Source organism: Pantoea sp. X-Soil-MYKO-1289, from assembly GCF_059730625.1.
The window spans coordinates 1604063-1623932 of record NZ_AP036004.1; the positions used below are offsets into that span (position 1 = coordinate 1604063).

Sequence of the window (19870 nt, forward strand, 5' to 3'; positions counted from 1 at the left end):
CTCCGGATTAGATGCTGTATATATTTACAGTATATTCAGGCCGGAGGCAAGCGAAAGCGCAGATCAGATTTTTACGCGCCAGTTCAGGGTTTCGCCGGCGAGGAAGGGCACCAGCGCGTGCTCGCCCATGCTGATGCTCTCGTCGACTTTCCAGGGTTCGCGCACCAGCGTCACGGTTCCTTCGTTCAGCGGCAGGCCGTAAAAGCGCGGGCCGTTCTCCGAGCAGAAGGCTTCGAGGTGCGCCAGGGCGTCCAGCTCTTCGAAAACGGTGGCGTAGGCGGGCAGCGACGTCGGCGCGTTGAAGACGCCCGCGCAGCCGCAGCTCGCCTCTTTGAGATGGCGCAGGTGCGGCGCGGTGTCGGTGCCGAGGAAGAAGCGCGGATGGCCGCTGGCGACCACTTTGCGCAGCGCTTCCTGATGCACGTTGCGCTTGAGGATCGGCAGGCAGTAGAGGTGCGGCCGCACGCCGCCTACCAGCATATGGTTGCGGTTGAACATCAGATGCTGCGGCGTAATGGTGGCGCCCAGCTTGTCATTGCCCGCCTCGACGTACTGCGCGGCTTCGCGCGTCGTGATGTGCTCGAACACCACTTTGAGTTCCGGGTACGTTTTGCGCAGCGGCTCCATTACGCTGTCGATAAAGCGCGCCTCGCGATCGAAAATATCGATGTCGGCGTGGGTCACTTCGCCGTGGATCAGCAGCGGCATGCCGATTTTCTGCATGCGCTCCAGCACGCTGCTGATGGCGGCGATGTTGGTAACGCCGTGGCTGGAGTTGGTGGTGGCATGCGCCGGATAGAGTTTAGCGGCGGTAAACACGCCCGCGTTAAAGCCCTGTTCGATCTCATTGGGATCGAGCGAGTCGGTAAGGTAACAGGTCATCAGCGGGGTGAAGCGATGGTCCGCCGGCAGCGCGGCCAGGATGCGATCGCGGTAGGCGACGGCGGCGGCGACGCTGGTGACCGGCGGCACCAGGTTGGGCATCACGATGGCACGTCCGTTAACCGCGCTAGTGTAGGGCAGGACCGTATTCAGCATCGCGTCGTCGCGCAGGTGAATATGCCAGTCGTCAGGGCGGCGGATAGTAAGTTGCTGAGGGTGTGCAGTCATCAGTGAAGCTCCGGCTAGTCAGGAAACGTAGAGGCGCGTTTTGGCCGGGTACAAAGCATAAGGTGTCGGGCAACCGTTTGCACTTCTTTTCTTGCAGGGAGGGGGAAAAGAACAGCGGGCACTGCGCCAGACCGCAGATGAGCTTACATCGCGGGTGACATGGACCAAAGAGCAAAGCGTCCCGCGCAAGGGACAAAAACGCCGGGAGCGTTTTTGAACAACGCAGCGCGTTGGCCCGTTAACGGGCGCACCTCAGGGATGAGGTGCGTAGCACGCGGGCCGAGCCGCCAGGGATCGCGCTTTTGCGTCTTTGCGATCGGGCCATGTCACCCACGCCTGCACCTTGTCACTGCGTAAACGGAATCACCAGCTGGCCAGGCTCGACCTTAAGGCCCTTCGCGAATTTCTTCGCCAGCGCCTCGCCTTTGCTGCGATCGACGCTCAATACATAGGCCGGCTTCTGGTTAAAGTAGCTTTTCAGCGACTGATTCAGATAGGGCGTCAGGCTTTTCATCACCGCGGCCATTTTTTCCGGCTGCACCTGTGCGTCGACGATCTCCAGATCGCGCAGATAGACGGCGCCCTGCTGCGCGTCGAATACCGGCTGCGCCTTCATTTTCAGCTGCATATCCGCTTCCTGCGGGCCAAACAGCGAAGTGACGTTGATTTTCGCCTTGCCGGTCAGCGTGACGCGGTCCGGCTCCTCGCGGCCAATCTGGCTGTTGAGGTCGGTCAGCAGAATATGAGCGTTCACCAGGCCGGCGACGCCGATATCTTTCTCATAATTGTTGTGCTTCGCCAGCGCCTGATTCACTTCCTGCTCGCTGATGGTGTACTGCGTAAGCTGATTGCAGCCGCTAACCAGCACGGCGAAAAACAGGGCCGTCAGCCCCAGAAATGCCTTTTTCATTGTGTCCTCATCCGGATTGATGCTCATGCAGCGCATAGGTTGCCTGAATGCGGATGAGGTGTCATTAAGAAGGCGATGAGAAACGCCAGCGCGCCTCTCATCGCACCGCGTCAGAGGGCGATAGAGGAGAGCAGATTGACCTGCGTCTGCTTCGCCATATTGTCGCGATAGTCTGCCACGCGGCTCGGCCAGTCGATGCCGGCCACCAGCGTCAGCGAGCGCAGCAGCGGAAAGAGGTGGATATCATCCTCCGACAGCTCGCCGTTGACCGCGTTGGGTTTGACGATCAGCTTGTCGAGCTGGCGCAGATCGTCGCCGATCTTCTTGATCAGGCCCGGCGCATGGCTCTTTAGCTCGGCGAAATCGCCGATCGCCGCCTCTTTCTTCTGGCGGAAATAGTCGCGCGCCTCTGGCGTGGCGAATTCGGCGAAGGCGGCGTCCGCAATGCGCGGCAGCAGCAGCTTATTAACGTAGCCGTTGACGCTGCGCAGCCAGTCGCCGATCGCCGGATTGATCTTGCCGTTCAGCAGCGGCTCACGGTCGCTTTTATCGATAAAGCGCACAATATCGAGACTTTCCGGCATAGCGCTGCCGTCATCTTTTTGCAGGATGGGCGCCACCTTCTGGCCCACCAGCTTTTTCGGCGTCGCTTCATCGTCGTTAAGCATCACGATAAGCTCTACCGGCAGGTTTTTCAGGCCGAAAATCATGCGCGCTTTGACGCAAAAGGGGCAGTGGTCGTAGATGTAGAGTTTCATCCCGGTCTCCTTTAGATGGTCAGGGCGACGGGCGTCACCCTGATTGAGGGCGTGTCGGAAGTATGGAAGAGATTCCGGGCGAGGGCAAACCGACGCCGCGAGCGGACCAGGATTTGCAAAATAAAATCAAGGCGTTTCACGCCGGTCGCTAACGAATATTTTACCGCGGCAGGGGCGGCGGTTATAGTGAAAGCAATGTTGTTGGCACCGCTTTCTTTAAGCCTCAGATTTCAGGAGTCATGATGTTTGGCTATCGTTCTGCCGCGCCCAGAGTGCGATTAACCACCGACCGACTGGTGGTGCGTCTGGTTCACGAGCGCGACGCCTGGCGACTGGCGGATTACTACGCCGAAAATCGCGCCTTCTTAAAACCCTGGGAACCGGTGCGCGACGAGAGCCACTGTTATCCCTCCGGCTGGCAGGCGCGCCTGGGCCTGATCACCGATATGCATAAAAGCGGCTCCGCCTACTATTTCATTCTGATGGATCCCGAAGAGTCTGAAGTGCGCGGCGTCGCCAACTTCAGCAACGTGCTGCGCGGCTCATTCCACGCCTGCTACCTCGGCTATTCGCTGGGCGAAAAGTGGCAAGGACAGGGCCTGATGTTCGAGGCGCTGCAGGTCGCCATCCGCTATATGCAACGCCAGCAGAATATTCACCGTATTATGGCGAACTATATGCCGCATAATCAGCGCAGCGGCGCGCTGCTGGCGCGTCTCGGCTTTGAGAAAGAGGGTTATGCGAAAGACTATCTGTTAATCGACGGCCGCTGGCAGGATCATGTGTTGACCGCGCTGACCCGTCAGGAGTGGACGCCGGATCGGCGCGGCTAATAAGGAGATCGGAATGAAAATGGCGCTTTCGCCGCTGGCGTTGCGTGTTTTGGGTTGCCTGCTGGAGAAGCAGGTCACCACGCCGGAGCAGTATCCGCTATCGCTGAATGCGGTGGTGACCGCCTGCAACCAGAAGTCGAACCGCGAGCCGGTGATGAACCTGACCGAAAGCGAAGTGCAGGAGGAGCTGGATCGGCTGACGAAAAAGCATCTGGCGACCGCCAACAGCGGCTTCGGCCAGCGCGTGGCGAAGTATGAGCAGCGCTTCTGCAATTCGACCTTCGGCAACCTGCAGCTCAGCAGCGCCGAGGTGGCGATTCTGACGCTGCTGTTCCTGCGCGGCGCGCAGACGCCGGGCGAGCTGCGCACGCGCAGCGGCAGACTGCACGAGTTTGCCGACGTTGAGGAAGTGGAAAGCGTGCTGGCTGGCTTAGCCGAGCGCGAGATGGTGACGCGCCTGCCGCGCGAGCCGGGCAAGCGCGAAAGCCGCTACCTGCATCTGTTCGGCGACGCGGAGTCCGCCAGCCAGGCGGCAACGGCAGAGGAAGATAACGGCGATCTCAGCGCGCGCGTCGCCGTGCTTGAGCAGTCGCTCGTCGCCTTACAGGCGCTGGTGCAGGCGCTGCTGCATAAAGGAGGCTGAGATGACACTGCGCATTGGCGTTGTCGGACTGGGTTCGATTGCGCAGAAAGCCTGGCTGCCGGTGCTGGCACAGGCGGAAAGCTGGAGGCTGGTCGGCGGCTTCTCGCCGAATCAGCAGAAGGCGCAGCGGGTGTGCGACAGCTACCGCATGACCTGTTTCTCCTCGCTGAACGCGCTGGCGGACGCCTGCGACGCGGTGTTCGTTCACACCAGCACCGTCACCCACTACGAGATTGTCAAAGCGCTGCTGCTGGCGGGAAAAGATGTGCTGGTGGATAAGCCGCTGGCCGATAATTTCAGTCAGGCCGAGGCGCTGGTCGCGCTGGCGGAAAAGCGCGGACGCAAACTGATGGTGGGCTTTAACCGCCGCTTTGCGCCGCGCTATCAGCAGCTGCGGCTGGCGATGCCGCAGGCTGCCAGCCTGCGCGTGGAGAAACACCGCAGCGACAGCGTCGGGCCGAACGATCTGCGCTTTACCCTGCTCGACGACTATCTGCACGTGGTGGATACCGCGCTCTGGCTTGCGGGCGATCGCGCCGTCCAGCGTCATGGCTACATCCACACCAACGAGCGCGGCGAAATGCTCTATGCCGAGCACCACTTCGCCGCCGGCGCCGTGCAGATCGCCACCAGCATGCATCGCCGCGCGGGCAGCCAGCGTGAGCGCGTAAGCCTGGTCGGCGACGGCAGCTGCATCGACGTGCTGGAGATGCGCGACTGGCAGGAGGAGCGCGGCGACGGCGTGCGTATCGATCCGCCGCCCGCCTGGCAAAGCCATCTGACCCAGCGCGGCTTCAGCGGCGCGGCGCACCATTTTATCCAGTGCGTGCAAAATCAGACGATGCCTGAAACCGGCGGCGAACAGGCGCTGCTGGCGCAGCGCGTGGTGGAAAAAATGTGGCGCGAGGCGGAGAAGGAATAACGCCTTGTAACACTCCGCGCTGGTCATTTCCCGCCGTGGCAGTAGACTATCGCCGGGCGCCGCTGGGCGCCCGCGCTAAGTAGCTCATTTTGCCGACTCTTTTCAGGACGCGCGCCAATTATGAATCTGTTGAAATCGCTGGCAGCGGTCAGTTCCATGACCCTGTTTTCCCGCGTATTGGGTTTTGCCCGTGACGCCATTGTGGCGCGGGTGTTCGGCGCCGGGATGGCCACGGATGCCTTTTTCGTCGCCTTTAAGCTGCCAAACCTGCTGCGGCGTATTTTCGCCGAAGGCGCCTTTTCGCAGGCGTTCGTACCGATCCTCGCCGAGTATAAAAGCAAGCAGGGCGAAGAGGCGACGCGGCTCTTTATCGCCTATGTCTCCGGCCTGCTGACGCTGGCGCTGGCGCTGGTGACCATCGCAGGGATGTTCGCCGCGCCCTGGGTGATTCTGGTCACTGCGCCTGGCTTTGCCGATACCGCCGACAAGTTCGCGCTCACCAGCGCGCTGCTGCGCGTGACCTTTCCCTATATTTTGCTGATTTCGCTGGCCTCGCTGGCGGGCGCGATTCTTAATACCTGGAACCGCTTTTCCGTTCCCGCCTTCGCGCCCACGCTGCTGAATATCAGCATGATCGGCTTCGCGCTCTTCGCCGCGCCGCACTTCCATCCGCCGGTGATGGCGCTGGCGTGGGCGGTGGTCGCGGGCGGCGTGCTGCAGCTTTTCTACCAGCTGCCGCACCTGAAGAAGATCGGCATGCTGGTGCTGCCGCGCATTAATCTGAAGGATGCGGGCGTCTGGCGCGTGATGCGGCAGATGGGACCGGCCATCCTCGGCGTTTCCGTCAGTCAGATTTCGCTGATCATCAATACTATTTTCGCCTCGTTTCTCGTCTCCGGCTCGGTCTCCTGGATGTATTACGCCGATCGCCTGATGGAGTTCCCGTCGGGCGTGCTGGGCGTGGCGCTCGGCACCATTTTGCTGCCGTCGCTGGCAAAGAGCTTCGCCAGCGGCAATCACGATGAATATTCCCGTCTGATGGACTGGGGCCTGCGCCTCTGCTTTTTGCTGGCGCTGCCGAGCGCGGTGGCGCTGGGCATTCTCTCCGGTCCGCTCACCGTCGCGCTGTTTCAGTACGGCAAGTTCACCGCCTTCGACGCCCTGATGACGCAGCGCGCGCTGATTGCCTATTCGGTGGGACTGATGGGGCTGATCGTAGTGAAGGTGCTGGCGCCGGGGTTCTACTCGCGTCAGGACATCAAAACGCCGGTGAAGATCGCCATGATTACTCTGGTGATGACGCAGCTGATGAACCTGGCCTTTATCGGCCCGCTGAAGCATGCCGGTCTGTCGCTCTCAATCGGTCTGGCGGCCTGCCTTAACGCCGCGCTGCTTTACTGGCAGCTGCGTAAGAAGAAGATTTTTCAGCCGCAGCCGGGCTGGGCGAGCTTTCTGCTGCGTCTGCTGATCGCGGTCATCGTGATGGCGGCGGCGCTGGTGGGGATCCTGTACTGGATGCCGGCGTGGGAAGAGGGCGCGATGGTCTGGCGTCTGCTGCGTCTGGCGGCGGTCTGCGCGGTGGGAGGCGGCGCCTACTTCCTGACGCTGGGGCTGCTCGGCTTCCGGCTGCGCGACTATGCGCGTCGGGCGCACGCGTAACAGCGCATTAAAAATCCCGCCTTAAAGGCGGGTTTTTTTTGCACTCCTGACAATGCAGCCATAGCAGCCTGTGCGGTTGATGCGGGTAAAATCTATGTTTAACCTGTTCCAGTAACAAAATAAATATATTTAACTAGCCTTTATCGCGGTTTTTATTTTTTATTTCTATTCATGTCATGCGGTTAACTTAATCTGTATCAAATGACCATGATTTTTAGCCGGAACTGTTTTAGTCCATACTTTTTTATCTTTATAGTCTGTAATCAGGCCCTTAAAAGAGGAAAGGGGAAATGGCTATACCTTTTTATGCATGGCTGTATGATGATGCGGGTAATTTAATAAAAGGTTGTGCTGACGTTCCAGTGAGAGAAACAGCATAGAGGTTTTGAACAGGCATGGCATGGATATATAAGCAAAGCTCAGGGGAATTATTTCATAACGGCGAAATGATTGAACAGGGATACGCGGGAAGGATGACTAACAAAAATAACCCTGATCGCCAGCAGGTCCGCGGATTAGGCCCGTTACCCCAGGGGACGTATCATATCGGCGGTTATACGCATTCCAGAGGACCGTTAACCATAACGTTAATACAAACATCGGGCGAAAGTTATGGCCGTAGCGCTTTTCGTATCCATGGAGAGCGCATCGCGCCTCCGGCGGGATGGGCTTCTGAGGGATGCATAATTATGGGTTATCACACTCGTCGTCTCATAGCCCTCTCATCGGACAGAACGCTAGAAGTGATAAGATGAAAAAACAATCTCTGTTTATCATGACCTCCATTTTGTTTATCTATTCAGCTGCTAATTTTGCCAATACAAACCACTGCAGAGGGATTTTAGATGAGAAAATAATTTTGACCGATCAATACTGTTTTAACGCTTTTGTTAGCGGCGTTGCTGGCGGAGATAAATTATTTATAGCATTCACGCCTGCTCTGTCCGGCAAAATTAATTCGGTTCAAAGCATTGCGTTGCGGGACGCGCTGGTCAATGCGCTATTGTCAGCGCCCGCTGAGACGCTTGAGACTTTAAATAAAATTGATAGCTATATCAGCCAGCAAGACCAGGACAGTGATACTGACAGAATAGGCAGCAACTCGGTCTGCGCGACCTTGCCTGATCCTGTTGTTTATAATAAGCCTTCGTTTCTGGAATATGCTGAAAGGGCGAATAAAAGTCTTAAGGCGACAGGGCAACAAGGCGCGCAATGCCTTTCGCTGGTTAATGGCGTTGTCGACGAGGTGTTAAATGATGAAAAACGCGGTCGAATAAAATGGGGGCTCAGCTCTTACTCTTTTGATGAAATCTCGCGATGAAAGGCCGTCAGGAAGCGCCAACCGGGGATGCACCAGGCGTAATTTCAGAGTGAAAAGCCGGATTTGCGCTATCCGGCTTCGAATGTTATGCCTTCCGGCTGAGCGTCGCCTGACCTTTACCCAGCCCGTCCGGGCCGTAAAACGCCTGCGTCTGATGCGGCTTAAGCACGGTCAGCGCCTCTTCGGTAAAGCGGATCTGCTGATTGAGCAGCAAGCCGTTATGGATATTGGCGTCGTTTAAGCGACGCGTCATCAGGCCGATACTCTGCCAGCGGCGCGTCATATCACTGTGACCAGCATAAGGTGCCTGGGTGCCGAGCTGTCGCTCGGTGCTGCGACGCATCTCGTCCAGATAGCTCAGCGTCGCCAGCAGCGCGCTTTTATCTTCGGTAATGCGCTGCAGCAGATTATTGTTAATCCTGCCTGCGGCCAGTTGGTGCTGCTCCTCTTCGAGAACGTTCGACAGCGAGGAAAGCACTTCCTGCATCTTATCTAGTGTGGTCAACAGGTTGCTCATGGGGATTATTTACCCTCTAAATACGCCTTAGTGTCGGCAATCAGCGCATCGGCGATCTTGCCGGTATCCATTTTCAGTTCGCCATTGCGAATGGCGGTTTTCAGTTGTTCGACGCGCGCCACGTTAATGTCCTGGCTGCCCGGCTGGGTCAGCTGCGACTGCGCATTGCTCAGGCTGACCTGGGCTGCGGCGGGCGTGGTTGCGGTAGCGTTCGACGCCTGGCGCGTTTTACCGGTTGCGGACTCGTTGCTTTCACGGGTTTGCACGGTAGCGACGGGCTTCAGAGGTTGCGTTCTGTCGATGCTCATATTCGGGCTCCTGTACGGTCAGGGGAAACTGCCACCTGAATCAGAATAGCGTAATCGCTTAATTGATTTCTCTATCGGCAGAAAAACAGCGTTCTTTAGCGCCTTATAGCGATATCAGAATATTCCCATCCGCATCCACTTTCCCGCTCACCACCTGGCCGTTGCCCATGCGCACGCGCACCGACTGCGCCAGGAACGCATTGTTTAACGCTTTGCCTTCGCCGCTGGCGTTAAAGCCTTCGCCGCTGGCGATCACCATCACGCTCTGACCCGCCTTCACGCGCCACGGCTGACGCACCATCGACAGCGTCACCGGCTGGCCCGGCTGAATATCACGCAGCACCACCGCATCCGCGACCGAACCGGCGTCAAGCATAGCGCGCGCCGGCAGGGTATCGAGACGGCCGCTCTGCAGGCGGAAATCGTCGGCGCTGACGGTCGAGCCGCGCGCCAGCAGGCGCGTCGCCACCAGATACTGGCCGGTAACCTGCACCTGCACCTGAAGAAAACGTCGCGTATCGCCGCAGGTGGCGGCCACGCTCATCGGGCCCCACAGGCGGCTATTGCCAGGCAGGGTGAACTGCGGCGCGTCGCAGGTCGGCCACTGCGCCTGCGGCGTCTTAATCTCCACCGTCATGCCCGCCGCATGCTGCGCGTCGCGAGCCTGAAAAAAGCCCGTTAGCTGGGCGGATAGATCGGCGGCGCCGGCGGGCAGGGTGGACAGCGCCAGCAGGCTGGCCAACAGGGCGGTAATGGTACGCATCAAATAACTCCTGGCTGCTAATGGCGACGAGTGTACTCGCGCTGCGACAAAATCAAGGCGAAAAATAGCCGTGGTTTTTGACGTTATTCAGACGATGGCTATTGCTTTTCCCCACATAAGCTGTCCGCTCGAAATTCTCATTTGCGGAGGAAGCATGCTCGACAAACTGGATGCTGCGCTGCAGTTCGGCACTGAAGCTCTCAATCTGCGTGCTCAACGTCAGGAGATCCTGGCGTCAAATATTGCCAACGCCGATACCCCTGGCTATCAGGCGCGGGATATCGACTTTGCCAGCGAGCTGAGTCGGGTAATGAAAAATGGTCGCGCCGAAGGCAGCGGCATGTCGCTGAAGGTCACCTCGCCGCGTCATATCGAAGCGCAGGTTAACTCGGCGGCGTCGGCCAACCTGCTCTATCGCATTCCCGATCAGCCTGCAGCCGACGGCAACACCGTCGATATGGATCGCGAACGTACCCAGTTCGCGGACAACAGTCTGAAGTACCAGACCGACCTCACCCTCATCAGCAGCCAGATCAAGGGCATGATGAGCGTGTTACAAGGGCAATAAACATGGCATTGCTGAATATTTTTGACATTGCCGGGTCAGCGATGACCGCGCAATCCCAGCGTCTCAACGTCAGCGCCAGCAACCTGGCGAACGCCGACAGCGTCACCGGCCCCGACGGCAAGCCTTACGTGGCGAAGCAGGTGGTGTTTCAGACCGATGCGGCGCCCGGCGCGGCGACCGGCGGCGTCAAAGTGGCGCAGGTGCTGGACGATCCCTCTCCGGCGAAGCTGGTGTACGACCCAGGCAACCCGCTGGCGGACGACAAGGGCTACGTGAAGATGCCGAACGTGGACGTGGTGGCGGAAACCGTCAACACCATGTCGGCGTCGCGCAGCTACCAGGCCAACGTCGAAGTGCTGAACACCGTGAAATCAATGATGATGAAAACCCTGACCATGGGTTCCTGACGGAGAAACGACATGGGCATAGCAGTAGGCGTCAACGAGAAACTGGACCCCACGGTCCTCAGCTCATCCAGCAGCGGCACCAGCAACAGCGCGCAGGATCTGCAGAACCAGTTTCTGACCATGCTGGTAACGCAGTTGCAGAATCAGGATCCCACCAATCCGATGGACAACAGCCAGCTCACCACGCAGCTGGCGCAGATCAACACCCTGAGCGGCATTGAAAAACTCAATACCACGCTGGGTTCGATCTCCGGCCAGATCAGCACCAGCCAGTCGCTGCAGAGCTCGACGCTGATCGGCCACGGCGTAATGGTAAACGGCACCCAGGTGCTGGTCGGCAAAGGCACCACTACGCCGTTTGGCGTTGAGCTGGCCACCGCGTCGACCGCCACCACCGCCACGGTGAAAGACGCGAGCGGCAACGTGGTGCGCACCATCGATCTGGGCGCGCTCTCGGCCGGCGTGCATACCTTCTCGTGGGACGGCACCCTGGCGGACAGCTCCACCGCGCCGGACGGCAAATATACGGTTTCAATCGCCGCCAGCAATGGCAGCACGCAACTGGTGGCCCAGCCGCTCAACTACGCCTACGTCAACGGCGTCTCGACGGCAGATAACACCACCAAACTGGATCTCGGCACCATGGGCTCCGCAACCCTTGATGAAGTACGTCAGATTCTCTGATTCATCTCTAAACAGGAGAAATAAACATGTCATTTTCCCAAGCGGTGAGCGGCCTGGGCGCTGCCTCCAGCAACCTGGACGTTATCGGCAACAACATCGCCAACTCCGCGACGGCGGGCTTTAAATCCAGCACCATCGCCTTCGCCGATATGTTCGCCGGATCCAACGTCGGCCTCGGCACCAAAGTGGCGGCGGTGATCCAGAACTTTAACGACGGTTCCACCACCACCACCAGCCGCGGCCTCGACGTCGCGCTGAGCGGCAACGGCTTCTTCCGCATGGCTGACGCCAGCGGCGCGGTCTACTACTCGCGCAACGGCCAGTTCACGCTGGATGAGAACCGTAACCTGGTCAACACTCAGGGCCTGAAAGTGACCGGCTATCCGGTAAGCGGCACGCCGCCGACGGTGCAGGCCGGCGCCAATCCGGTCGAGCTGAGCATTCCGACCACGCAGATGTCGGCGCGCGCCACCACCACCGCGACCCAGGTGGCGAACCTCAACTCCACCAGCACCATTCCGACCGTAACGCCGTTCAACGCCAGCAACGTTGACAGCTACAACGCGAAAAGCACCATGACGGTCTATGACTCGCAGGGTAACGATCACGCCCTCGACATGTACTACGTCAAAACCGCCGACAACAACTGGACGGTGCACACCATCGACTCCACTACCGGCGCCAGCGCAGGGGATTTCACCGCGACATTCGACGCGAGCGGCAATCTGACCGGCCTTAACGGCGGCACCACGTCAACCGTCAACCTGACCATCAACGGCTCCAACGGCGCGGCGGCGGGTCAAACCATTGCGCTGAGCATGCTGGGCAGCCTGCAGCAGAACACCGGCACCACCACCTTCGGCAACCCGACGCAGGACGGCTATGCGCCAGGCGATCTGACCAGCTACGCCATTAACGACGACGGCACCATTACCGGCAGCTACTCGAACCAGAAAACCCAGCTGCTGGGACAGATTGTGCTGGCCAGCTTCTCTAACCCGGAAGGGCTGCAGTCGCAGGGCGACAACGTCTGGTCCGCCACCAGCTCCTCTGGTCAGGCGGCGATCGGTCTGGCGAACACCGGCACCTACGGTTCGCTGACCTCCGGCGCGCTGGAAGCGTCGAACGTCGATATGAGCAAAGAGCTGGTGAACATGATCGTGGCGCAGCGCAACTATCAGGCGAACGCCCAGACCATCAAAACTCAGGACCAGATTCTCAACACCCTGGTTAACTTGCGTTAATTCACTAACGGGATTGCTTTATGGATCACGCGATATATACCGCAATGGGCGCGGCCAGCCAGACGCTGGATCAGCAGGCCGTCACGGCCAGCAACCTCGCCAACGCCTCAACGCCGGGCTTTCGCGCGCAGCTCAATGCGCTGCGCGCGGTGCCGGTCAGCGGCTGGTCGCTGCCGACGCGCACCCTGGTAGCCGCCTCGACGCCCGGCGCCGATATGAGCCAGGGCGCAATGGACAATACCGGACGCACGCTGGATGTGGCGATGGGACAGGACGGCTGGCTGGCGGTGCGCACCGCTGACGGCAGCGAAGCCTATACCCGCAACGGCAATATGCAGATCAGCTCGACCGGCATTCTTACCGTCCAGGGCAATCCCGTCATGGGCGACGGCGGCCCTATCGCGGTGCCGCAGGGCGCCGAGCTGACCATCGCGGCGGACGGCACCATCACGTCGCGCAATGCGGGCGACGCGCCGAACGCCACGGTGCAGATCGGCCGTCTGAAGCTGGTGAAAGCCACCGGCAAAGAGATGCAGCGCGGCGACGACGGCATGTTCCGTCCGAACCAGCAGACTCAGGCGACGCGCGGCGCGGCGCTGGCCGCCGACGCCACGGTGCAGGTCATGCCGGGCGTGCTGGAGGGCAGCAACGTCAAGCCGGTAGAGACCATGGTCGATATGATCGCCAACGCCCGACGTTTTGAGATGCAGATGAAAGTCATCACCAACGTCGACGAAAACGAACAAAAAGCCAACCAGCTGCTGAACATGAGCAGCTAAGGCAGAGGAAAACAGATGATTCGTTCCTTATGGATCGCCAAAACCGGTCTTGACGCCCAGCAAACCAATATGGACGTTATCTCCAACAACCTGGCGAACGTCAGCACCAACGGCTTTAAACGTTCGCGCGCGGTGTTTGAAGATTTGATGTACCAGACCCTGCGTCAGCCGGGCACCCAGTCTTCCGAACAGACGACGCTGCCGTCGGGCCTGCAGATCGGCACCGGCGTGCGTCCGGTCACCACCGAGCGCCTGCACACTCAGGGCAACCTGTCGCAGACCAGCAACTCCAAAGATGTGGCGATCAACGGCCAGGGCTATTTTGAAGTGCAGCTGCCGGACGGCACCTCCGCCTACACCCGCGACGGCTCGTTCCAGGTGGACCAGAACGGTCAGCTGGTCAACAACGCCGGCTATCCGGTGCAGCCGGGCATCACGATCCCGGCTAACGCCACCAGCATCACTATCTCGCGCGACGGCGTGGTGAGCGTGACGCAGCAGGGCCAGACCAACCCGGCGCAGGTCGGACAGCTTACGCTCAGCACCTTTATTAACGACGCCGGTCTCGACAGCATGGGCGAAAACCTCTACCAGGAAACCCAGGCGTCAGGCGCGCCGACCCAGAGCACGCCGGGCCAGAACGGCGCGGGCCTGCTCTATCAGGGCTATGTGGAAACCTCAAACGTCAACGTGGCGGAAGAGCTGGTCACCATGATCCAGACGCAGCGCGCCTATGAAATCAACAGCAAGGCGATCAGCACCTCCGATCAAATGCTGCAGAAATTAACGCAGATTTAATTGCGGTTATCAGGGCCAGCGCTGGCTGGCCTGAAGTCAACACATCTATAAGGTCGTGACTCCGTGGCGAAGCAACTGAACATAAAGCCTGGACATTGGTTGGCGGCGACAATGCTGCTGACCCTTAACGGTTGTGCGTTAGTGCCGCGCACGCCGCTGGTGGAAGGGGCAACCACGGCGCAGCCGCTGCCTTCCGCGCCGCCGGTGGTCAACGGCTCTATTTTTCAGGGCGTCGCGCCGCTCAACTACGGCTATCAGCCGCTGTTTGAGGATCGTCGCCCGCGCAATATCGGCGATACGCTCACTATCGTCCTGCAGGAAAACGTCAGCGCCAGCAAAAGCTCTTCAGCTAACGCGACGCGCGACGGCAGCGCCAGCTTCGGCCTCGACGCCATCCCGACCGGCCTGAACGGCCTGGTGGGCGCAGACGGCTCGAAAGCCAACCTGGGCGCCAACGGCAAAAACGATTTCGCTGGCAAAGGCGGCGCAACCGCCAACAACACCTTTACCGGCACCATTACCGTCACCGTGAATCAGGTTCTGTCGAACGGCAACCTGCGCGTGGTGGGCGAGAAGCAGATCGAGATCAACCAGGGCACCGAGTTTATTCGCTTCTCCGGCGTGGTGAACCCGCGCACGATCAGCGCCAGCAACTCGGTACTGTCGACGGCGGTGGCCGACGCCCGCATCGAATATGTCGGCAATGGATATATTAATGAAGCGCAGACCATGGGCTGGTTCCAGCGTTTCTTCCTGAACATCTCGCCGATGTAATGAGGTCATGATGAAAAGTGTGAAAAGTTTACTGCTCGGGCTGAGCCTGACGCTCGGCCTCTGCCTGAGCGCCCACGCGGATCGCATTCGCGATCTCACCAGCGTGCAGGGCGTGCGCGACAACCAGCTGATCGGCTACGGCCTGGTCGTGGGCCTCGACGGCACCGGCGACCAGACCACCCAGACGCCGTTTACCACGCAAACCGTCAGCAACATGCTCTCCCAGCTCGGCATTACCGTGCCGCAGGGCACCAACATGCAGCTGAAAAACGTCGCGGCGGTGATGGTGACGGCGCAGCTGCCGGCCTTCGCCCGTCAGGGTCAGACCATCGACGTGGTGGTCTCCTCGCTGGGCAACGCCAAAAGCCTGCGCGGCGGCACCCTGGTGATGACGCCGATGAAAGGCGTCGACAATCAGGTCTACGCGCTGGCGCAGGGCAACATTCTGGTTGGCGGCGCGGGCGCGTCGGCAGGCGGCAGCAGCGTGCAGGTCAACCAGCTTAACGGCGGCCGCATCACCGGCGGCGCTACCGTCGAGCGCGAACTGCAAAGCAACTTCGGCAGCCAGAACACCCTCAACCTGCAGCTGAACAATGAAGATTTCTCGATGGCGCAGCGTATCGCTGACGCCATCAACGGACGCGGCGGCTACGGCCAGGCGACGGCGCTTGACGCCCGCACCGTACAGGTGCGCGTTTCGCCCAACAACAGCTCCCAGGTGCGCCTGCTGGCGGAGATCCTGAATATCGACGTGTCGATTCCGATTGAAGACGCCAAAGTGATCATCAACTCGCGCACCGGATCGGTGGTGATGAACCGCGAAGTGACGCTGAGCACCTGTGCGGTGGCGCAGGGCAACCTGTCGGTCACGGTCAACCAGTCGCAGAACGTCAGCCAGCCGAATACGCCGTTTGGCGGCGGTCAGACGGTGGTGACGCCGCAGACGCAGATCGATCTGCGCCAGAGCGGCGGCGCGCTGCAGCGCGTCAGCGCCAGCGCCAACCTGAACAACGTGGTGCGCGCGCTCAACGCCTTAGGCGCCTCGCCGATCGAGCTGATGTCGATTCTGCAATCGATGGAGAGCGCGGGCTGCCTGCGCGCCAAACTGGAAATTATCTGACGATGGATACGCAATCGCTGATGAAGGCGGCCTTTGACAGTCGCTCGCTGAACGACCTGAAGCGCGAAGCCAGCACCGACCCGAAAGGCAAGGCGCTGCAGGTGGCGAAACAGGTTGAGGGCATGTTTGTGCAGATGATGATGAAGAGCATGCGCGAAGCGCTGCCGCAGGACGGCATCTTCAGCAACGAATCGACCAAAATGTTTACCTCAATGTACGATCAGCAGATTGCGCAGGAGATCGGCAAGCGCGGGCTCGGCATGGCCGATCTTATCGTCAAGCAGATGCAGCCGGCGCAGGAGCCTGACGAGCGCGCCGGCACCGTGCCGATGCCGCTCGACGACAGCTTTATCTACAGCGCGGCGGCCTCCAGCCAGCTGGAGCAGATGGTGCGCAAGGCGGTGCCGCGCCTGCCGGTCTCGCCGTCCAGCCTGCCTGCCGACAGCAGCGAGTTTATCGCCCAGCTGGCGCAGCCTGCGCAGGCCGCCAGCGCCGAAAGCGGCATTCCGCACCACCTGATTCTGGCGCAGGCCGCGCTGGAGTCGGGCTGGGGCCAGCGCCAGATCCTGACCCGCGACGGCAAGCCGAGCTACAACGTGTTCGGCATCAAGGCGAGCGGCGACTGGAAGGGCGAGAGCACCGATATCATGACCACCGAGTATGAACAGGGCGAGGCGAAGAAGGTGCGCGCCAGCTTCCGCGTCTACCACTCCTATTTCGAGGCGCTGACCGACTACGTCAAACTCCTCTCGAACAACCCGCGCTACGCCGCCGTCACCAGCGCGCAGACCGCCGAGCAGGGCGCGCACGCGCTGCAGGCCGCCGGTTACGCCACCGACCCGAAATACGCCCAGAAACTGGTGGGAATGATCCAGCAATTCAAAAACATGGGCGAGAAAGTGGTGAAGGCGTACAGCAAAGATTTAAACGATCTCTTCTAACGGCTCAGCCTCAAGTTTCACTCAGGCGCGCCGATACTATCAGCAGATGCCAGACGCGTTTTTGCGCACGGGCGAGCATTGATGAGTGCGAGCCCGCTTAACGGGAAAGAAAGGAACCGAGATGTCCAGCATAATAAACTCTGCGATGAGTGGGCTCAGCGCCGCGCAGGCAGCGCTCAGCACCACCAGCAACAACATCACCAACTATACGGTCGCGGGCTACTCGCGGCAGACGATTCTGCTGTCGCAGGCGAACAGCACCCTGCAGGGCAGCAGCTATTACGGCAACGGCGCGAACGTCACCGGCGTGCAGCGCGAGTATGATGAGTTCATTACGGCGCAGCTGCGCAGCTCCAGCGCCACCTACAGCGCGGCCAATACCCAGTACTCGCAAATCTCCAATATCGACGATCTGCTTTCCACCTCAACCACCAGTCTCTCGACGTCGATTCAGGACTTCTTTACCAACCTGCAGAACGTGGTGAGCAACGCCAACGATCCGTCGGCGCGTCAGTCGATGCTGAGCAACGCCCAGGGGCTGGTGAACCAGTTCCAGACCACCGCGCAGTATCTGACCAATATGCAGGGCAGCGTTAATACTGATATCGCTTCGAACATCGATCAGATCAACACCTTTACCAGCCAGATTGCCGATCTCAACAAGCAGATTGGCAAGCTGAGCACCGCAAGCGGCGCGCAGCCCAACGATCTGCTGGATCAGCGCGACCAGCTGGTCAACAACCTGAATAATATCGTTGGCGTTACCGTCTCTAAACAGGACGGCAACTATATCGTCGCCATGGGCAGCGTGACGCTGGTCAACGGCAACAAATCCACCAGCCTGGTCGCGATGCCTTCCAGCAGCGATCCGACGCGCACCGCCGTCGGCTATGTGGATAACAGCGCCGGCAACGTCGAGATTGCTGAAAAGAATATCAGCACCGGCTCGCTGGGCGGCCTGCTGGCTTTCCGCTCGCAGGATCTCGATACCGCGCAGAATCAGCTCGGCCAGCTGGCGGCCGCCTTTACCACCAGCTTCAACGCGGTGCATAAGCAGGGCTACGACAGCAACGGCGATCAGGGCACGGACTTTTTCACCATCGGCAGCCCAACGGTGCAGAGCAACAGTAAAAACAGCTCCGCCACGACCGTGACGGCGAGCTGGACCGATACCAGCGCGCTGAAAGCCTCTAACTATACCGTCAGCTATGACGGCGCGAACTGGAACGTCACGCGCGCGTCCGACAATGTGAAAATCACCGCCACAGCCGGCACCGACGCCTCGGGCAACGCCACGCTAAGCTTCGACGGCCTGCAGCTGACCGTGAACGGCACGCCGAACGCACAGGACAGCTTCCTGGTGAAGCCGGTGCAGAACGTCATCAGCGGCATGTCGGTCGCCATTACCAGTGAGTCGCAGATCGCCGCGGCGGGCGCGACGGGCGGCGAGAGCGACAACCGCAACGCCCAGAAGCTGCTGGCGCTACAGGATGCGAAGGTGGTGAACGGCAACGCGACGCTGTCGCAGGCTTACGCCAGCATCGTCAGCACCGTCGGCAACAAAACCAGCACGCTGGAAACCGCCAGCACCACGCAGAAAAACGTCGTGACGCAGCTGACCGATCGCCAGCAGTCGGTATCTGGCGTCAACCTCGATGAAGAGTACGCCAACCTGACCAAGTATCAGCAGTACTACATGGCGAACGCGCAGGTGCTGCAAACCGCCAGCTCGATTTTCGACGCGCTGCTTAATATCCGCTAAGGAAAAGAACCATGCGACTCAGTACCAATATGATTTTTGACCAGCAGGTGCGCGGCATCAGCGATTCGCAATCCTCCTGGCTGAAAGTGGGCGAGCAGCTCTCCAGCGGCCGCCGCGTCAACAATCCCTCCGACGATCCTATCGCCGCGTCGCGCTCGGTCGTGCTGGCGCAGACCCAGGCGCAGAGCAGCCAGTACTCACTGGCGCGCACCTTTGCGACTCAGGGATTGTCGATGGAAGAGAACACCCTCACCGGCGTAACCAGCACTATTCAGGATGCGCAGACGCTGATCGTAAACGGCTCGACCGGCACGCTGAGCGACGACGACCGCGGCTCTATCGCCACGCAGCTGGAGGGCCTGCGCTCGCAGCTGCTGAACCTGGCGAACAGCAAAGACGGCAATGGCCGCTATATCTTCGCCGGCTATAAAACCGACAGCGCGCCTTTCGTCGATAACGGCAGCGGCGCGGTCACCTATGCGGGCGGCACTGACGCTATTACGCAAAAGGTTGATACCAGCCGCACCATGACCGTGGGGCACACCGGCGACGACATCTTTATGTCGATCACCGGCAACGCCAAAAAAGAGCCGGACGGCAGCGCCAGCGAAACCAATATCTTTAATATGCTCGACAGCGCCATTGCCGCGCTGAAGACGCCGCTGGCAGACGCCGACGACGCCGCTAAAAAGACGTTCCAGGATGCGATGGATAAAACCAACCGCGGCCTCGGCAACGCGCTGAACAATGTTCTGACCGTGCGCTCCGAGATCGGCACCCAGCTCTCTGAACTGAGCACGCTGGATGGGCAGGGCGGCAATCGCGACGTTATCCTGAGCAGCGAAATGAGCGACCTGGTCGACACCGACTACACCTCGGCCATCTCCAGCTATACCATGCAGCAGACGGCGCTTCAGGCCTCTTATAAAACCTTTACCGACATGTCCAAGATGTCGCTGTTCCAGCTCAACGCCTGACAAAACCTGATTCGAGCATGCCTGAACCGGACATGCTCATTTTTGTCCCACGATCCTGACCGGCATCGTGGG

At 59.9% G+C, this 19870-nt stretch carries 23 protein-coding genes; 17 read left to right on the top strand and 6 right to left on the bottom strand.

Annotated elements, in window-relative coordinates; genetic code table 11:
* Positions 1–63 precede the first annotated feature (63 nt).
* From pyrC to grxB, 3 genes are all read right to left on the bottom strand, one after another.
* Positions 64–1110, bottom strand: coding sequence for a dihydroorotase (gene pyrC, locus AC6I7Z_RS07645; protein WP_497813737.1), 1047 nt, complete (start codon positions 1108–1110; stop codon positions 64–66).
* A 346-nt stretch (positions 1111–1456) separates the two neighbouring features.
* The gene (locus AC6I7Z_RS07650; RefSeq protein ID WP_497813738.1) at positions 1457–2020 is read right to left on the bottom strand and encodes a lipoprotein; all 564 of its coding nucleotides are present in this window, start codon (positions 2018–2020) and stop codon (positions 1457–1459) included.
* A 110-nt stretch (positions 2021–2130) separates the two neighbouring features.
* Positions 2131–2778 (bottom strand): glutaredoxin 2, encoded by a 648-nt coding sequence (gene grxB / locus AC6I7Z_RS07655; protein ID WP_033789470.1) that lies wholly within the window; start codon positions 2776–2778, stop codon positions 2131–2133.
* 242 nt (positions 2779–3020) lie between these two features.
* Here grxB and rimJ point away from each other — a divergent pair, with 242 nt between their 5' ends.
* From rimJ to AC6I7Z_RS07685, 6 genes are all read left to right on the top strand, one after another.
* The gene (gene rimJ / locus AC6I7Z_RS07660) at positions 3021–3611 is read left to right on the top strand and encodes a ribosomal protein S5-alanine N-acetyltransferase (RefSeq protein WP_048780858.1); all 591 of its coding nucleotides are present in this window, start codon (positions 3021–3023) and stop codon (positions 3609–3611) included.
* 13 nt (positions 3612–3624) lie between these two features.
* On the top strand, positions 3625–4254 hold the full coding sequence (locus AC6I7Z_RS07665; protein ID WP_497813739.1) for a YceH family protein: 630 nt from the start codon (positions 3625–3627) through the stop codon (positions 4252–4254).
* Between the two features lies 1 nt (position 4255).
* The gene (locus AC6I7Z_RS07670; RefSeq protein WP_497813740.1) at positions 4256–5176 is read left to right on the top strand and encodes a Gfo/Idh/MocA family protein; all 921 of its coding nucleotides are present in this window, start codon (positions 4256–4258) and stop codon (positions 5174–5176) included.
* Positions 5177–5296: 120 nt separating this feature from the next.
* Positions 5297–6835, top strand: a complete 1539-nt coding sequence (gene murJ, locus AC6I7Z_RS07675; RefSeq protein ID WP_497813741.1) for a murein biosynthesis integral membrane protein MurJ — start codon at positions 5297–5299, stop codon at positions 6833–6835.
* Positions 6836–7230: 395 nt separating this feature from the next.
* Positions 7231–7590, top strand: coding sequence for a tlde1 domain-containing protein (locus tag AC6I7Z_RS07680; RefSeq protein WP_497813742.1), 360 nt, complete (start codon positions 7231–7233; stop codon positions 7588–7590).
* Complete coding sequence (locus AC6I7Z_RS07685) at positions 7587–8156, top strand: hypothetical protein (protein ID WP_497813743.1); 570 nt, start codon at positions 7587–7589, stop codon at positions 8154–8156. The genes AC6I7Z_RS07680 and AC6I7Z_RS07685 overlap by 4 nt, the downstream gene beginning before the upstream one ends.
* An 85-nt stretch (positions 8157–8241) precedes the next feature.
* On the opposite strand, the gene flgN is transcribed toward AC6I7Z_RS07685, so the two are convergent.
* The 3 genes from flgN to flgA all read right to left on the bottom strand — a co-directional run bounded on the left by flgN (position 8242) and on the right by flgA (position 9744).
* Positions 8242–8673 carry a flagellar export chaperone FlgN gene (gene flgN, locus AC6I7Z_RS07690; protein ID WP_497813744.1) on the bottom strand — a complete coding sequence of 144 codons (432 nt, stop codon included), beginning with the start codon at positions 8671–8673 and terminating at the stop codon, positions 8242–8244.
* 5 nt (positions 8674–8678) lie between these two features.
* Positions 8679–8981 (bottom strand): flagellar biosynthesis anti-sigma factor FlgM, encoded by a 303-nt coding sequence (gene flgM / locus AC6I7Z_RS07695; RefSeq protein ID WP_033750992.1) that lies wholly within the window; start codon positions 8979–8981, stop codon positions 8679–8681.
* A 103-nt stretch (positions 8982–9084) separates the two neighbouring features.
* Positions 9085–9744 carry a flagellar basal body P-ring formation chaperone FlgA gene (gene flgA, locus AC6I7Z_RS07700; RefSeq protein WP_497813745.1) on the bottom strand — a complete coding sequence of 220 codons (660 nt, stop codon included), beginning with the start codon at positions 9742–9744 and terminating at the stop codon, positions 9085–9087.
* Between the two features lie 154 nt (positions 9745–9898).
* Between flgA and flgB the strand changes: the two genes are divergently transcribed.
* The 11 genes from flgB (at position 9899) to flgL (ending at position 19798) form a co-directional block, all read left to right on the top strand.
* Positions 9899–10312 carry a flagellar basal body rod protein FlgB gene (gene flgB / locus AC6I7Z_RS07705; protein ID WP_033750987.1) on the top strand — a complete coding sequence of 138 codons (414 nt, stop codon included), beginning with the start codon at positions 9899–9901 and terminating at the stop codon, positions 10310–10312.
* Positions 10313–10314: 2 nt separating this feature from the next.
* On the top strand, positions 10315–10719 hold the full coding sequence (flgC, locus tag AC6I7Z_RS07710) for a flagellar basal body rod protein FlgC (RefSeq protein ID WP_048784492.1): 405 nt from the start codon (positions 10315–10317) through the stop codon (positions 10717–10719).
* A gap of 12 nt (positions 10720–10731) precedes the next feature.
* On the top strand, positions 10732–11403 hold the full coding sequence (gene flgD, locus AC6I7Z_RS07715) for a flagellar hook assembly protein FlgD (protein WP_497813746.1): 672 nt from the start codon (positions 10732–10734) through the stop codon (positions 11401–11403).
* A 26-nt stretch (positions 11404–11429) separates the two neighbouring features.
* A complete protein-coding gene (gene flgE / locus AC6I7Z_RS07720; protein WP_497813747.1) occupies positions 11430–12647 on the top strand; it encodes a flagellar hook protein FlgE in 1218 nt (405 codons plus the stop codon).
* A 20-nt stretch (positions 12648–12667) separates the two neighbouring features.
* Positions 12668–13426, top strand: a complete 759-nt coding sequence (locus AC6I7Z_RS07725; protein ID WP_033750975.1) for a flagellar basal body rod protein FlgF — start codon at positions 12668–12670, stop codon at positions 13424–13426.
* A gap of 15 nt (positions 13427–13441) precedes the next feature.
* Positions 13442–14224: a flagellar basal-body rod protein FlgG gene (gene flgG, locus AC6I7Z_RS07730; RefSeq protein ID WP_120452019.1), complete on the top strand. Its 783-nt coding sequence runs from the start codon at positions 13442–13444 to the stop codon at positions 14222–14224.
* Between the two features lie 111 nt (positions 14225–14335).
* Positions 14336–14998, top strand: coding sequence for a flagellar basal body L-ring protein FlgH (locus AC6I7Z_RS07735; RefSeq protein ID WP_497813748.1), 663 nt, complete (start codon positions 14336–14338; stop codon positions 14996–14998).
* 19 nt (positions 14999–15017) lie between these two features.
* Positions 15018–16118, top strand: a complete 1101-nt coding sequence (locus AC6I7Z_RS07740) for a flagellar basal body P-ring protein FlgI (RefSeq protein ID WP_497813749.1) — start codon at positions 15018–15020, stop codon at positions 16116–16118.
* 2 nt (positions 16119–16120) lie between these two features.
* Positions 16121–17059, top strand: coding sequence for a flagellar assembly peptidoglycan hydrolase FlgJ (gene flgJ, locus AC6I7Z_RS07745; protein ID WP_497813750.1), 939 nt, complete (start codon positions 16121–16123; stop codon positions 17057–17059).
* Positions 17060–17180: 121 nt separating this feature from the next.
* Complete coding sequence (gene flgK, locus AC6I7Z_RS07750) at positions 17181–18821, top strand: flagellar hook-associated protein FlgK (protein ID WP_497813751.1); 1641 nt, start codon at positions 17181–17183, stop codon at positions 18819–18821.
* An 11-nt stretch (positions 18822–18832) separates the two neighbouring features.
* Positions 18833–19798 carry a flagellar hook-associated protein FlgL gene (gene flgL, locus AC6I7Z_RS07755; protein ID WP_497813752.1) on the top strand — a complete coding sequence of 322 codons (966 nt, stop codon included), beginning with the start codon at positions 18833–18835 and terminating at the stop codon, positions 19796–19798.
* The last annotated feature ends 72 nt before the right edge of the window (positions 19799–19870 follow it).

Excerpts from the sequence above, each read along its gene's own strand:
- pyrC (WP_497813737.1), bottom strand. The coding sequence starts at position 1,110 with ATGACTGCACACCCTCAGCAACTTACTATCCGCCGCCCTGACGACTGG.
- AC6I7Z_RS07650 (WP_497813738.1), bottom strand. The coding sequence starts at position 2,020 with ATGAAAAAGGCATTTCTGGGGCTGACGGCCCTGTTTTTCGCCGTGCTG.
- grxB (WP_033789470.1), bottom strand. The coding sequence starts at position 2,778 with ATGAAACTCTACATCTACGACCACTGCCCCTTTTGCGTCAAAGCGCGC.
- rimJ (WP_048780858.1), top strand. The coding sequence starts at position 3,021 with ATGTTTGGCTATCGTTCTGCCGCGCCCAGAGTGCGATTAACCACCGAC.
- AC6I7Z_RS07665 (WP_497813739.1), top strand. The coding sequence starts at position 3,625 with ATGAAAATGGCGCTTTCGCCGCTGGCGTTGCGTGTTTTGGGTTGCCTG.
- AC6I7Z_RS07670 (WP_497813740.1), top strand. The coding sequence starts at position 4,256 with ATGACACTGCGCATTGGCGTTGTCGGACTGGGTTCGATTGCGCAGAAA.
- murJ (WP_497813741.1), top strand. The coding sequence starts at position 5,297 with ATGAATCTGTTGAAATCGCTGGCAGCGGTCAGTTCCATGACCCTGTTT.
- AC6I7Z_RS07680 (WP_497813742.1), top strand. The coding sequence starts at position 7,231 with ATGGCATGGATATATAAGCAAAGCTCAGGGGAATTATTTCATAACGGC.
- AC6I7Z_RS07685 (WP_497813743.1), top strand. The coding sequence starts at position 7,587 with ATGAAAAAACAATCTCTGTTTATCATGACCTCCATTTTGTTTATCTAT.
- flgN (WP_497813744.1), bottom strand. The coding sequence starts at position 8,673 with ATGAGCAACCTGTTGACCACACTAGATAAGATGCAGGAAGTGCTTTCC.
- flgM (WP_033750992.1), bottom strand. The coding sequence starts at position 8,981 with ATGAGCATCGACAGAACGCAACCTCTGAAGCCCGTCGCTACCGTGCAA.
- flgA (WP_497813745.1), bottom strand. The coding sequence starts at position 9,744 with ATGCGTACCATTACCGCCCTGTTGGCCAGCCTGCTGGCGCTGTCCACC.
- flgB (WP_033750987.1), top strand. The coding sequence starts at position 9,899 with ATGCTCGACAAACTGGATGCTGCGCTGCAGTTCGGCACTGAAGCTCTC.
- flgC (WP_048784492.1), top strand. The coding sequence starts at position 10,315 with ATGGCATTGCTGAATATTTTTGACATTGCCGGGTCAGCGATGACCGCG.
- flgD (WP_497813746.1), top strand. The coding sequence starts at position 10,732 with ATGGGCATAGCAGTAGGCGTCAACGAGAAACTGGACCCCACGGTCCTC.
- flgE (WP_497813747.1), top strand. The coding sequence starts at position 11,430 with ATGTCATTTTCCCAAGCGGTGAGCGGCCTGGGCGCTGCCTCCAGCAAC.
- AC6I7Z_RS07725 (WP_033750975.1), top strand. The coding sequence starts at position 12,668 with ATGGATCACGCGATATATACCGCAATGGGCGCGGCCAGCCAGACGCTG.
- flgG (WP_120452019.1), top strand. The coding sequence starts at position 13,442 with ATGATTCGTTCCTTATGGATCGCCAAAACCGGTCTTGACGCCCAGCAA.
- AC6I7Z_RS07735 (WP_497813748.1), top strand. The coding sequence starts at position 14,336 with ATGCTGCTGACCCTTAACGGTTGTGCGTTAGTGCCGCGCACGCCGCTG.
- flgJ (WP_497813750.1), top strand. The coding sequence starts at position 16,121 with ATGGATACGCAATCGCTGATGAAGGCGGCCTTTGACAGTCGCTCGCTG.
- flgK (WP_497813751.1), top strand. The coding sequence starts at position 17,181 with ATGTCCAGCATAATAAACTCTGCGATGAGTGGGCTCAGCGCCGCGCAG.
- flgL (WP_497813752.1), top strand. The coding sequence starts at position 18,833 with ATGCGACTCAGTACCAATATGATTTTTGACCAGCAGGTGCGCGGCATC.